We start from the raw sequence: 14289 nt of genomic DNA on the forward strand, positions 1-14289 counted from the left end.
AAAAGCAGAAGTATTATCATTAATTTCAAATACTTTACGTAAATCGAGGCTGAGACAATTAATTTGTCTCAGCCTCAAATCAATATATAGTTAGTAATGATACCTACAAGAAATAATTAAGATAGAAGAATCTTTTATTGTATATACCATTCTATGTTCATAATTAATTCTTCTACAATAATAAACAAAATAACTGATAGTATGATATATTTTTACTAATTAATTACATATGTTAAATGTTTACTAACTATAACTAAAGGCGGTTTTGGGTTTTGAGGAAACAGAGATTAAAGTTAAGTACATTAGTTATTATTGTGGTCTGTATTGTGGTTCTGTTTTCTTTGTTGATAACTGGTATATTGATTAGCAATACGATTAAGGACACAATTCATAAGACGACTGAGGAGAAGGCTGAGGTTATTGGTAAGACGGTTGCAAGATCTGAGGTTGTTCAGTCGGCTTTGGTGGACAATGATGGTAGCAAGAAGGTACAAGAGTATGCTTCTGATATTCAACGGTCGACGGATGTGAGTTTTATTGTTGTTATGGATATGAATGGTGTTAGAAAATCTCATCCTAATGAGGATTTGATTGGAAAGCATTTTAAAGGTGGGGATGAGAAGGATGCTCTCAATGGTCATGTGAGTTCTTCGATTTCTAAGGGGACACTTGGAAAGTCTTTGAGGTCTTTTACACCTGTTTATTCTGATGGTAAACAAGTTGGTGTTGTTGCTGTTGGTGTGCCTATGAAAAGTGTGTCTGATGCTCTAGCGGATGGTAATAAGCAAATTATTATTGGATCGATTATCGGATTGTTTGTCGGTGCCATTGGTGCATATTTGTTGTCTAGATATATTAAGAGAATTTTACTTGGATTAGAGCCTTCCCATATTGCGAAAATACTGGGAGAAAGAAATACAATGTTACAGTCTGTTCATGAAGGCATTGTAGCTGTTGATAAGGAAGGTAAAATTAATTTAGTAAATAAGTCTGCAATGGATATTTTTAAAAAGGCTGGTCTAAAGGATAATCCTATTGGTATGCAGATTAATGATTATATGGCTTCTACACAATTACCAAAAGTTGTTGAACTTGGTAAACCTGAACGTGATAAAGAACAGAACATTAATGGTTTAAAGATATTAGTGAACAGAGTGCCACTTATTGTTAAGGATGAAACAGTCGGTGCGATTTCGACTTTTAGAGATAAGACTGAAGTGAATAAATTATCGGAACAATTAGTTGGTGTTAAGACATACGCTGATACTTTACGAGCACAATCACATGAGTTTAGTAATAGGCTACATGTTATTTCTGGTATGCTACAGATGGAACATTATGATGATTTGAAGCAATACATACATGAAATAGTTGAACTCGGCAGCCAAGAAAGTGGAGATATTACGTCTAAAATTAAAGACGCAGTGTTAGCTGGTTTCTTAATTGGTAAATTAAGTTTAGCGAGAGAACAGAATATTAAGCTATCTATTATGAATCACACAACAATTCCTGAACCAAATTATTCATACATCACACATGAAATGATTACGATTATAGGTAATTTAATTGATAATAGTATAGACTCCCTAGTGACTTCTTCTGTTAAAAAGAAAACGATTGATGTACATTTGAAATACGAAAATGAACAATTAATGATTGATGTTATTGATTCAGGATTAATACTTGAAAATGAATTAGATGATCAAATTTTTGAAAAAGGTGTTTCTTCTAAAGGCGAAAATAGAGGATATGGTTTACATTTAGTTCAACAAAGCGTTGAAAAGCTTAAAGGTAATATTAAAATTGATTCTAATGAAGCAAGTAATGTACAATTTTCAGTCGTTATAAACTATCCAAAAAAGGAAGAAGATAAATGTTAAACATACTTATTGTAGAAGATGACCCTATGGTTGCTCAAATCAATCGACAATTTATTGAAAAAATAGATCCTCACGCATTAGTAGATATTGCACAAAATGTTACAGAAGCAATGAGCGTTATAAAAACTAAAGAAATAGATTTATTATTGCTCGATATTTATATGCCAGAAGAAAATGGCTTAACATTTTTGAAATATGTAAGAGAACAAGGTTATAAAATAGATGCTATATTAATTACTGCAGCCTCAGATGTAGAAGATATACAGACAGCATTTCGTTATGGAGCAGTAGATTATTTAATAAAACCCTTTGAATTTGAGCGATTCAAAAAATCATTGTTAAAATACAAGCAAGGGCAAAATTTTTATAATGAAAATCGCCATATTAAACAAGCAGATATAGATGCAGCCCTTTTAAATAAAACTACGATTCAATTGGAGTCAGATCTTAAATTACCAAAAGGTGTAACAAAAGAGACACTACAAATAATAATTGAGAAAATGAATTACTTTGAAGAAAGTGAATTTTCAACAGATGAAATCTCAAAAATCACAAATATTTCACGAGTTTCCGTCCGAAAATATTTAAAATTTCTAACTGATATCGATGTATTAGAAGAATCCTTAACATATGGTATCGGTCGCCCAATTTATTTCTATAAATTTAAAAAAGATAACTTAAAATATTTAAAATCGTATATAGTATAAACCAAACTACATCACTTTTAGTTTGGTTTTTTTAATTACAAAAAGATAATTAAAATTTCATAACCTATAAATTTTTATAAGCTTTACATAAAATAAGCTTATATCAATTAAGGGGGATATTTATGAACACGAAGACAAATTTGAAAGCGCTTACTCAAAGTGAGATGCCGCTTGAAAATAATTTTAAAAATATTGGGGACAAGTTATTAAAAGCTAAAGTGGGTGTATTACCATTACCACTTTACGTTATATTAGCAGCAATTATATTAACTGCATCCATATATAATACATTACCAGCAGACATGATAGGCGGGTTTGCTGTCATTATGATTTTAGGAATATTGCTTGGTGATCTTGGCCAAAGGATTCCAATTTTAAAGGAAATTGGAGGTCCAGCGATTTTAGCTTTGTTAGTACCTTCTATTTTAGTGTTCTTAGATGTAATTAATACGTCTTCAATGGAAGCGGTTACGACTTTAATGAAGACGTCTAACTTTTTGTATTTTTATATTTCTTGTCTTGTTGTAGGAAGTATTTTAGGTATGAATAGTAAAGTATTGATTCAAGGATTTACACGTATGTTTGTACCTTTAGTCGTTGGTACTATTTTAGCAGTATCTGCAGGTCTACTAGTTGGCCTTCTACTTGGTTATGATATTCAACATACTTTATTTTATATTGTTGTTCCTATTATCGGTGGTGGAATTGGCGAAGGTATTCTACCTTTATCAATTGCATATTCATCTATATTAGGTGGTTCTGCAGAGTCATTCGTTTCTCAAATGATTCCAGCAGCAGTTATCGGTAATATTTTCGCAGTAATTTGCGCTGGATTAATGATGCGCTTAGGTGAAAAGAAAACTCACCTTTCTGGAAACGGCAAGTTAGTAAGATCAAAAAATGGTGATGAAATCCTTGAAGAGCAAGAGAAAGAAAAAGTTATTGATTTCTCACTTATGGGCGCAGGGTTACTTATAGCATGTAGTTTCTTTATTGTGGGTACGCTAGGTCAAAAGTTCATCGGTATACCTGGACCTGTAATTATGATTTTATTTGCAACGCTAATTAAATGTTTAAAAGTGATGCCACATAAAATGGAAGATGGTGCACACAATTTATATAAATTCATATCTACAAGTTTAACTTGGCCATTAATGGTAGGTCTTGGCATGCTTTATATTCCTTTAGAAGATGTCGTGAAAATTGTTACACCAGCATATGTAGTCGTATGTGCTTCAGTCGTATTAACAATGATCGCTTCTGGATATTTTGTAGGTAAATTAATGAAAATGTATCCAGTTGATTCAGCTATTGTTACAGGTTGTCATAGTGGATTAGGTGGTACAGGAGATGTTGCGATATTATCAGCTTCTAAACGTATGGCACTCATGCCATTTGCACAAGTTGCAACGAGAATCGGGGGAGTGTCTACAGTTATTTTAGCATCATTACTATTAAAATTATTGAGTTAAAAAACAAAAAATATAAGGAGAATTTAAAATGACAGATAGAAGCGAATATAGCGAATCTATTAATCTACACAATGAACATGCAGGTAAAATAGAAATTACAAGTAAAGTTGAAGTGAATACAGTAGAAGATTTAAGTGTTGTTTATACACCAGGTGTTTCAGAAGTTAGTAGAGCAATTGCTGATGATGAAACAAGAGCTAATACATTAACAGCGCGAGGCAATATGATAGCTGTTATTACAGATGGAACTGCTGTACTAGGTTTAGGAGATATTGGTCCAAAAGCGGCAATCCCTGTAATGGAAGGTAAGAGTATTCTATTTAAGCAATTAGCAAACGTTGATGCTTTTCCAATTTCTTTAGATACAAAAGATACAGAAGAAATCATTTCCATAATTAAAGCATTACAACCTAATTTTTCTGGAATAAACTTAGAAGACATATCCGCACCACGTTGCTTTGAAATAGAGAAGAGATTAATCGAAGAATTAGATATCCCAGTATTTCATGACGATCAACATGGAACAGCAATTGTAGTACTAGCAGCACTAATCAATGGACTTAAAGTAGTAGAAAACGAAGATATCAATGCAAAAATCATTATAAACGGAGCAGGGTCCGCAGGTATTGCTATAGCTAAATTATTGTTAGAAGCGGGTTATAAAAACATCACATTGGTTAGTCTAGAAGGTGTATTAAGCAAATCTGAAACATGGCTAAACAGTACTCAACGAGAAATTGCGGAATATACTAACATTGATAATCAAAGAGGCACACTAGATGACGTTATACAAAATGCAGATGTATTCATTGGCGTATCTGGACCAAAAGCATTAACAAAAGAACATATAAAAATAATGAACGATAATCCAATCATATTTGCATTAGCAAATCCAACACCGGAAATATATCCAGAAGAAGCATATGAAGCAGGTGCATCAGTTGTTGGAACAGGGCGTTCAGATTATCCTAACCAAATCAACAACTTATTAGCATTTCCAGGTATATTTAGAGGTGTGTTAGACGCACAAACACAACACATAACAACAGACATGAAAATTGCCGCAGCCAAAGCAATCGCTTCAACAATAGAAGACGACGAACTCAATACAAACTATGTCATACCAAACTCATTAGACAAAAGAGTCGTAGAACAAGTCTCAGAATCCGTTAAGAAATGTGTGAGAAATCAGGTAGAAGTATTAGTTAAGTAAATGAATATGTAACTTTGCAGCACGTGTCTTTATTCAAAAAAGAGATCAACACATTGAGATTACCCAGGAAATAAAGAAATATAAATAAAAAATCGAGGCTGAGACAATTAACTTGTCTCAGCCTCAAATCATTATATAGTCAGTAATGATACCTACAAGAAATAATTAAGATAGATGAATCTTTTATTGTATATACCAATCTATGTTCATGATTAATTCTTCTACTATAATAACCAGAATAATTGCCTATTAGTTTTTCAGGTTTTCCTATTCCACATAAAACGCCGTCTCGGGAGATACTTTTTAAAAGTTGATTGATTCTTTTTACTAACTGTTTATCTTTTTCTTGAAAATACTCATAATCTTTAAATGCTTGAGGTGAGAATGTAATATCTAATTTACTCATCAACATCAATTACTTTATTAACGGTATTACCACTTTCTACATCTGCAATTGACTCTGATAAGTGTCTTGCATTAGAAGGATTTTGTTGTAAATATAAAGTTTCCATTATAACGTTATAATCACTTTCAGAGATTAAGACAGCATTATGTTCATTTGTAGTAATTGTAATAGGAGCATTATCGTTATTTACTTTATCAATTAATTCTCGAAAATTATTACGGGCATAAGAATACGTTCTAACTGTCATAATATCCCTCCTTACTTATTTGATCATTATTGTACAAGAAGTTGTACAATGTAGCAATACTTTTAAATTAAAAATAGCTAGTTATGCTCATGATTTTATAATACATAACAAACGTATTGAAATATGTAATGTTAAAAGATAAAATTGTAATAATACATGTAAGCGCTTTAATTTTTAAGAGATTTATTTGGAATGGATCCACTTTAAGAGATAGATAAACTGAGGAGGGGCAAAATGAATAGTGATTTATACTTAATATTGATTGCAGTAATAGGTATCGGTGTACTACTTTATTTAGTTATGGTATCTAAATTACAAGCCTTTGTTGCGCTACTTATTTCAAGTGTTCTTATTGGCTTAGCTTCAGGTATGGATTTAAACAAAATAGTTGAAACTGTTGAAAGTGGGATGGGCGGTACTTTAGGGTTTATAGCTGTTGTTGTTGGTCTTGGTGCCATGTTTGGTGAAGTGTTAAAAGTTTCTGGTGGTGCAGAGAGATTAGCTTTAACAATGGTTAATAAATTTGGTGACAATAAGGCGCAATGGGCACTTGGTATAACTGGCTTCATTGTATCTATACCTGTATTTCTAGATGTGGCCTTAGTTATTTTAATCCCAATAGTTTATAGTTTAGCTCAAAAGTCTAAGAAGCCTATACTTTTTTATGGTATTCCTTTATTAGCAGGTTTAGCTGTAACACATGCATTTGTTCCACCAACACCTGGACCGATTACAGTAGCTAAAATGTTAGGGGTAGACTTAGGGTGGGTTATACTATTTGGTGTAATTGCTGGTATACCTGCAATGATTATAGCCGGTCCAATTTTTGGAACATTTATCAGTAAGAAAGTACATATCGAAATGCCAGATATCGCAAAACTGCATGGAGAAGTAAAAGGTATTAAATCAGAAAAAGATCTACCTAGCTTTGCTTTAGTAGTGAGTCTGATTTTAATTCCTTTAATTTTAATATTAATTAATACCGTATCAGGTGTCGTTTTGCCAGACGGTATGGTTAAAGATGTTCTTACATTTGTTGGTCATCCTTTTATAGCATTGATCATTACAGTATTATTAACATTTTGGTTATTAGGTACTAGAAGAGGTTACACTAAAGACGAATTACAAGAAATTGCAACTAAAGCATTGGAACCAGCAGGTATTATTATCTTGATTACCGGTGCGGGTGGTGTATTCAAACAAACTTTAATTGATAGTGGTGTTGGTAAAGTAATGGGTGAATTTATGGCACAAACGAGCTTACCAATAGTAATGGTAGCATTCTTAATCTCGTTGTTCGTTCGTGTAGCACAAGGTTCTGCAACAGTAGCAATGGTAACAGGAGCCGGACTTGTCTCACCAATAATTGCTGACATGTCAGTATCACAGCCAGTGTTGGGACTTATAACAATCGCAATCGCGGCAGGATCCACAGCAGTATCACACGTAAATGACTCAGGATTCTGGTTAGTAAATAGGTTCTTCGGAATGACAGAAAAGCAAACACTCAAGACATGGACAGTAATGGAAACAATAATTGGCTTTGTTGGATTTGCTGTTGTGATGATATTAAGTTTGTTTATAAAGTAGGAAATAAGAAAATATAAATAAAAAATCGAGAGGCTGAGACAATTAACTTGTCTCAGCCTCAAATCATTATATAGTCAGTAATGATACCTACAAGAAATAATTAAGATAGATGAATCTTTAATTGTATATACTAGTCTATGTTTATAATTAATTCTTTTTTACCAACTTCTTATCTTTTTCTTGAAAATACTAGGTTTTTGTTTGATAAAATTAATAAACTTATATTTAACGTGCTTTTAGTTCATCGCTTGTCATCCATTTATGATTTTTAACCATTTTGTCATCTTCCGTTGATTTATAATCAACTACATAAACAGTTGTTTTGTTTACATCATCTATTTTTGCTTCTGAGCCTTTCATACCATTCATGTGGTCTGCTTCTAATTTAACAGTGTCTCCTTTTTTGAATCCTTCTTTAGGTGCATCTGCTACTTCTTCATTAACGACCCATTTATGATTTTTAACTTTTTTTCCGCCATCTTTAGGTGTATAAGTTACTTCATAAGCATAAGTTTCATATGCACCTTTAACCGTACCTTTAGCGTTTTTCATACCAGGCATATGACCTTCTGTAATCGTAACTTTATCATCTTTTTTAAATTTACTGTCTTCTGTAGTTTTCATACCTTTAGGAACTTTACTATCGCTTTTATGATCCATATGCTCCATATTTTCTTCTTGCTTGTGATTTTTATCTTTTTTGTTTTCGTCCTCTTTATCTGATGAACAAGCTGATAATACCAATCCTGATGCTAATAAAATAAAGCTTAATTTTTTAATCATTTTTAAATCTCCTTATTAGTTTAATTTTAGTGTGAAAGCGTTAATTGCTACGATAATCGTACTGAATGACATGAGTATAGCTCCTACAGCAGGGGATAAGATTATTCCGATAGAAGCTAGTATTCCCGCTGCTAAAGGTACAGCGATAATGTTGTATCCAGCTCCCCACCAAAGGTTTTGAATCATTTTTTTCATTGTATTTTGAGAAAGATTTAAGAAACTAATAATGTCTGATGGATTGCTTTTAACGAGTATGACGTCACCAGATTCAACGGCAACATCGGTACCTGCACCTATAGCCATGCCAATATCGGCTCTAATAAGACTTGGTGCATCATTAATACCATCGCCAACCATCATCACTTTACTACCTTTTGATTGATAATCTTTAATAATATTTTCTTTATCTTCGGGCATTAATTGTGAATGGACATCATCAATACCTAATTTTTCAGCAACTGCTTGGGCTACTTCGTTATTATCACCTGTAAGCATGACAGGTGTGATGTTTCTAGATAATAGATCTGAAACCATTTGTTTTGAAGTTTCTTTAATTTTATCACCTTGTGCGATAACACCAATAACTTGTTTGTCATCAATTAAATAACTAACAGAGTTGCCTTCTTTAGCAAGTTTAGTAAATTGGTCTTTATTGTAATCAAATTTATTTTGATCTAAATAAGTGACATTTGTTATTTTTAATTTTCTATTATTAACAGTACCTTCTAGTCCGACACCTGGTAAGTTGTTGACTTCCTTAGGGCTAGAATAGGAAATATTTTTACTTTTAACGTAATTGACAATACCAGTAGCAAGTGGGTGATTTGAATTACTTTCTAAGGAAGCAAATAAACTCAATACATCTTCATCTTTTAACTGTTTATCAAAACTTTCATAATGATTAACTGAGAAATTCCCTTCAGTTAATGTGCCTGTTTTATCCATCATGATATAACTTAAATGTCGGGCAGTTTCTACTGATTCTCTATTTTTGATAATTAAACCATTGTGAGCACCAATAGATGTAGAACGGGCAGTAACTAAAGGAATTGCTAATCCTAAAGCATGTGGACAAGCAATGACGAGTACTGTTACAAGACGTTCAAGTGCAAAATCAACATCATTATGGATAAGCATCCATACTATAAATGAAATTAAACCGATACTAACTGCAAAGTAGAATAAATAACCAGCTACTTTATCAGATAATAACTCAGCTTTGGACTTATCATTTTGTGCTTGATTTACAAGTCCCATTACTTGAGAGAGATAGCCATTTTCACCAGTAGCAGTAACTTTTACTCGTATCGTACCTGAACCATTGATAGAACCGCCAATAACTTCATCGTCAAATACTTTAGGAACGAGCTTCGATTCACCCGTTACTAATGCTTCGTCAATAGATGTCTCACCTTGTATGATGATACCGTCAGCGGGTATGCTTTCACCAGCTTTAACTTCAACGATATCATCAATATCAATTTCAGATATCTTTACTTCTTGGCGCTCGTCTTCACTGATTATTTTTATAGCTGTCTTAGGTAAGAGTTCTGCCATTTTCTTCAAAGCATTACTGGCATTACCAACAGCATTCATTTCAATCCAGTGACCTAATAACATAATGACAATTAAAGTAGCTAACTCCCAGAAAAAGTCCATAGTATGTGCTACGTTAGTAAAGTTATTCATATAGAATGCATATAAACTATAAATATATGCAACAGAAATACCTAGCGTGACTAATGTCATCATACCAGGTTTTTTACTTAGAATTTCATGTTTAGCACCAGTAATAAATGGTTTTCCACCATAAAAGAATAATGTTGTAGCAAGAACTAATACAATCCAATTTGAACCTTTGAATGAAAATTGAAACGGCAATGTTATCCCCATCATAGGTGATAGAATAATAATAGGTATTGCGAAAATTAATGAAATAAAGAATTTACTTTTAAAATCACCATGGTGATGAGCGTGATCACTGTGATCACCATGGGTTTCATGATCTTGATGGTTATGGTGTCCATGATTATGTTCGTTTTCTTTATTCAAGATAGTAAACCTCCTATTTATAAAATTTTAAAATAATTAGTTAATAATCATAGTATATCATATACCCCATGTAGGTATATAGTGGAATGATTTATTAGTGATTTTATTGTTCAATAACAACAATCATGGTTTACAGTAAATAGTGATAACAAACCTTCCAAGAACTTTATAAATAAGAAAGGTAGATATAAATTGGAGCTGAAAATATGGAGATACAAGATTATGCAATACGCGTAATCAATTTAAAAAATGACAATAATCTTTCTTCAATTATAAAAGAAAGAGACAAACAAATAGAAATTTTGAATGAAATAGTAAGAGACTAAAAAAGTGTAGTGGTGAGAGGATAAATATGTAATGACTTAAAAATTTGTTTTGTGTATAGGAGATGTGTGAATGAGTAAAACACGTTTAATCATAACGCCATTAATTATAAGTTTAATACTTACACTTATTATATATTTTTTGTTTTTAATTCTTGATTTAATAACAAATTTTCATACTTCTGACGTGTTATTAAACGTAGATTTTATAAGGAATTATGAAAATATGACTTTGATAGAAGAGTTGAGCTACCATTACTTAACTACTTTAATCATAGTAATCCTCACTATTGTTATTTATGTTAATTACATTAATTTAAAACCGCTATTTTTTATAATATTATTAATCACTTTCACTATTTTGTATCCATTTCTTATAAAATTGTCAGTAAGGGATATGTTTGAATATAGCTTAAATGAACATGTTATTTGGATATTTGGGCATATGTTATTTCTATACTTATTAAACACTATTATGACAAGTCAATGTCTCAGGATTCTAGTTAGTAAATAGAGTCTTCGTGCGATTCGGATAGATTTACCTAGATCCACAGCATTCTATCCATATACAACAAAAAACGAAGAGGCTGAGACAACTATTTTGTCCCATTCTCTTCGTTTTTATATTATTTTCTACTTTTGATTAACAAATACATAAAGAATGGTGAACCGATGAGTGCTGTGAATATTCCTGCTGGGATTTCTTTTGGTAAGAAGATGGTTCTTCCTATTAAGTCACTCAATAATATAATGATTGCACCAATGATTGCGCTATATAACAAGCGATTTCTAAATTGATGTCCTCCGAGTCTCATTGCAATATGTGGTGCGATTAATCCGACAAATTGTATGCCACCTACGTAACTCATCGATATACCTATTAAGATACTCATTGAAATGAGGGCAATGACGGTTATGTATTGATAAGGATTACCTAATGCAAATGACAGGTTTCTTCCTAAATAATGTACATCAAATGATCTTGCATAGTACAACAGTATAAACATTACGATGAGTAATATACTTCCTACAATCATTACTTGATTATATTCTGCTTGATGTACTGAACCTGTAATCCATATTTGTGCTTGGGCACTACGTTTATTTGAAGTCAAAATTAAGAACATAACAATTGCCTGACAAAGTATGTTAAAACTAATACCTATCAAGATTAAACGGTCTCGTTTGTAACTTTTTCTTAAAGCTAAAAAGTACAATAGTGCTGTAATAATGACAGCTCCTAGCATAGAGAATATCGGTTGATAAGTAATGGGTAATAATAACGCTTCTGTACTTGTTGTTAACACTATTAAAAACATTAAAGACCCAACATTTGCACCTTGTGATATACCAATGACATCTGGTGATGCTAAAGGATTCTTAGTGATGAATTGTAAGACGCACCCTGCGATACCGAGGGCTGCACCTGTTACGATTGCGAGTAAGACTCTTGGCAGTCTTAATGTATTAATAACAAGATTTGTATAAGGATCTCCTAATTTAAAGAGGCCGCTTAATACATTTTGTGGCGCGATAAAACTATCTCCTAACATGAGCGTAAGTATAGTAGTTAACATGAGCATTATGATTAGTGTGATTAATTTCTTCATTCTGTTAACTCCTTACGTTTAAGAATTAAATAAATGAATATTGGTGTACCGATCAGTGCTGTTGTAATACCTACAGGAAGTTCTCTCGGCATGAGTAAATATCGACTCAAAATATCACTTAGTAATAGAAGACAGCCACCTAATATACCTGATAATGGTATGACGATAAAGTGGTTATGTGACTTGCATATCAATTTTGCAACGTGTGGTGTAATAAGACCTATAAATGAAATCGGCCCTGCTAATGCAACTGCGGTACCACTTAAAAGGACAACTGCAATCATTGTAAATATTTTAATGGTTAATATTTTAGCTCCAAGACCTTTCAGTGCATCATCACTCAACATATATAAATTGAGTGGTTTAGCCATGTATAAAGCAATGATTAATCCGCCAACAATGAATGGCCAAATATAGATTAAAATATTGATATTTTTATTAGCAACAGAACCATTTAACCAATATATTAATTCTTCTATTGCTGATTCATTATAAATAAGCAAACCTTGTGTAATTGCCATACAAAATGCACTAATGCTCGCGCCGAATAAAGTTAATTCCATTGCATTAAACGGTTTGTAAGGTAAGGTTGTTGCTAAAATGATTAGTGTTGCAATAATGATTGTACCGATGAAAGCCATAAATGCTAATTGAAATCCACCGTTCATACCGAATCCAACAGTAGCAATTACTACCATTAAACTCGCACCACTGTTAACACCCATGATGCCAGGGCTTGCAAATGGGTTACGGGTAATGGTTTGGATCATTACACCACTAATACCCATTAAAACACCGACAACCCCGCCCAAAATTGCGCGAGGTAGTCTTAAATGTGTGAGTACACGTTGATCTTTAATTGTTTCTCCGTTGATATAATGATGCCATATATCTAAAAAGCTGAAATGTTTATAACCGAGCATCATACTTAAGATGAATAGTAAGATAAACAATCCAGTGAATAGGAGAAACCACCAAAGGTATTTATTTTTCACTTAGCTTTTCCTTTAAATCGTCAATCATCATATTGGCAGATAACACACCACCAGAAGTGTTCCAAACAGCGTCATCTACTTTATAGACATGACCTTTCTTAGATGCTTCTAAGTCTTTAAATGCTGGATCATTTATCCATTCTTTTTCTAACTGAGATACTTTCTTATCATCTTCTTGGAAAGTGAAGTAGAAGATATAGTCTCCATCCATTGCTTTCATTCGTTCTTTCGTAACACCTTTTTCAGCAAAGTCATCTTTATCTTGACCTTTAGGACGTTTAATTCCTAACTCATCTAAGATCACACCAGAGAATGTATCTTTATGGTATATTCTAACGTCTCCAGGCATAAAGCGAACCATTGAAACTTCTGAATTTGCTTTATCACCAATTTCTTTTTTAGCTTTTTCTACATGTTTATCATAATTGCTTAGAACTTCTTTACCTTTATCTTCTTTATTTAAAGCTTTTGCATATAAACTGAAGTTATCTTTCCAATCTCCACGTAATTCGTTTGAAAATACTGTCGGAGCAATTTCGGAAAGCTTCTTGTATTGAGCTTCTTGTCTGAATTTATTACCGATAATTAAATCTGGTTTTAATTTAGCGATTTTTTCTAAGTTGATTTCACTTTCTCCACCAACTGGCTCAATACCTTTGTATTTCTTTTCTAAATGTTTATACCAAGGATTACCTGTATATGAATTAGCAGCTCCAACTGGTTTAACGCCCATTGAAACAACAGCTTCAGTACCTTCATTTGTTAAGACTACAACACGTTTAGGATCTTTAGGCACTTTAGTTGTACCCATAGCATGTTTAACTTCATGCGTATCTTTACTTGAAGATTCCTCTTGCTTACTACCACAAGCTGCAAGCATTACAACTAAAACTAATAATAATGATAAAAGTCTTCTCATTTGCTTTACCTCTTTCTAAGTCAAATTTATGATAATGATTTTCATTATCAATTATAAAATATTTCCTTTTTTTGTCAATATAAAATTTGATT

Annotated in this window: 13 protein-coding genes and 1 pseudogene; 5 read left to right on the forward strand and 9 right to left on the reverse strand. The window is 32.4% G+C overall.

Annotated elements, in window-relative coordinates; translation table 11 throughout:
* Window positions 1–90: 90 nt before the first annotated feature.
* Window positions 91–183: pseudogene (locus LQ609_RS10795) on the reverse strand (type II toxin-antitoxin system YoeB family toxin); the annotation flags it as partial.
* 89 nt (window positions 184–272) lie between these two features.
* Here LQ609_RS10795 and dcuS point away from each other — a divergent pair.
* From dcuS to LQ609_RS10815, 4 genes are all read left to right on the forward strand, one after another.
* Window positions 273–1880 (forward strand): DcuS/MalK family sensor histidine kinase, encoded by a 1608-nt coding sequence (gene dcuS / locus LQ609_RS10800; protein ID WP_239734729.1) that lies wholly within the window; start codon window positions 273–275, stop codon window positions 1878–1880.
* Complete coding sequence (locus LQ609_RS10805; RefSeq protein WP_078357512.1) at window positions 1874–2587, forward strand: response regulator; 714 nt, start codon at window positions 1874–1876, stop codon at window positions 2585–2587. The genes dcuS and LQ609_RS10805 overlap by 7 nt, the downstream gene beginning before the upstream one ends.
* 122 nt (window positions 2588–2709) lie before the next feature.
* Window positions 2710–4059, forward strand: a complete 1350-nt coding sequence (locus LQ609_RS10810; RefSeq protein WP_208143446.1) for a 2-hydroxycarboxylate transporter family protein — start codon at window positions 2710–2712, stop codon at window positions 4057–4059.
* Window positions 4060–4087: 28 nt separating this feature from the next.
* On the forward strand, window positions 4088–5272 hold the full coding sequence (locus LQ609_RS10815) for an NAD(P)-dependent malic enzyme (RefSeq protein WP_239734730.1): 1185 nt from the start codon (window positions 4088–4090) through the stop codon (window positions 5270–5272).
* 139 nt (window positions 5273–5411) lie between these two features.
* On the opposite strand, the gene LQ609_RS10820 is transcribed toward LQ609_RS10815, so the two are convergent.
* Window positions 5412–5678, reverse strand: coding sequence for a Txe/YoeB family addiction module toxin (locus tag LQ609_RS10820; RefSeq protein WP_239734731.1), 267 nt, complete (start codon window positions 5676–5678; stop codon window positions 5412–5414).
* The gene (locus tag LQ609_RS10825) at window positions 5671–5925 is read right to left on the reverse strand and encodes a type II toxin-antitoxin system Phd/YefM family antitoxin (protein WP_239734732.1); all 255 of its coding nucleotides are present in this window, start codon (window positions 5923–5925) and stop codon (window positions 5671–5673) included. Before LQ609_RS10825 ends, LQ609_RS10820 begins: the two co-directional genes overlap by 8 nt.
* Before the next feature lie 234 nt (window positions 5926–6159).
* Here LQ609_RS10825 and LQ609_RS10830 point away from each other — a divergent pair, with 234 nt between their 5' ends.
* The gene (locus LQ609_RS10830; protein WP_107509548.1) at window positions 6160–7515 is read left to right on the forward strand and encodes a GntP family permease; all 1356 of its coding nucleotides are present in this window, start codon (window positions 6160–6162) and stop codon (window positions 7513–7515) included.
* Between the two features lie 74 nt (window positions 7516–7589).
* Here the strand turns inward: LQ609_RS10830 and LQ609_RS10835 are convergent, their stop codons facing one another.
* The 6 genes from LQ609_RS10835 to LQ609_RS10860 form a co-directional block, all read right to left on the reverse strand.
* Window positions 7590–7667, reverse strand: coding sequence for a type II toxin-antitoxin system YoeB family toxin (locus LQ609_RS10835; RefSeq protein ID WP_256681906.1), 78 nt, complete (start codon window positions 7665–7667; stop codon window positions 7590–7592).
* A 73-nt stretch (window positions 7668–7740) separates the two neighbouring features.
* A complete protein-coding gene (locus LQ609_RS10840) occupies window positions 7741–8298 on the reverse strand; it encodes a YdhK family protein (RefSeq protein ID WP_078357509.1) in 558 nt (185 codons plus the stop codon).
* A gap of 15 nt (window positions 8299–8313) precedes the next feature.
* Window positions 8314–10371: a heavy metal translocating P-type ATPase gene (locus LQ609_RS10845; protein WP_420798271.1), complete on the reverse strand. Its 2058-nt coding sequence runs from the start codon at window positions 10369–10371 to the stop codon at window positions 8314–8316.
* 928 nt (window positions 10372–11299) lie between these two features.
* On the reverse strand, window positions 11300–12283 hold the full coding sequence (locus LQ609_RS10850; protein WP_239734733.1) for a FecCD family ABC transporter permease: 984 nt from the start codon (window positions 12281–12283) through the stop codon (window positions 11300–11302).
* On the reverse strand, window positions 12280–13278 hold the full coding sequence (locus tag LQ609_RS10855) for a FecCD family ABC transporter permease (RefSeq protein WP_078357505.1): 999 nt from the start codon (window positions 13276–13278) through the stop codon (window positions 12280–12282). The genes LQ609_RS10850 and LQ609_RS10855 overlap by 4 nt, the downstream gene beginning before the upstream one ends.
* Window positions 13268–14197: an ABC transporter substrate-binding protein gene (locus LQ609_RS10860; protein WP_078357504.1), complete on the reverse strand. Its 930-nt coding sequence runs from the start codon at window positions 14195–14197 to the stop codon at window positions 13268–13270. Before LQ609_RS10860 ends, LQ609_RS10855 begins: the two co-directional genes overlap by 11 nt.
* Window positions 14198–14289: the final 92 nt, after the last annotated feature.

The organism is Mammaliicoccus sp. G-M28, assembly GCF_022386595.1.
Lineage (GTDB): Bacteria > Bacillota > Bacilli > Staphylococcales > Staphylococcaceae > Mammaliicoccus > Mammaliicoccus fleurettii.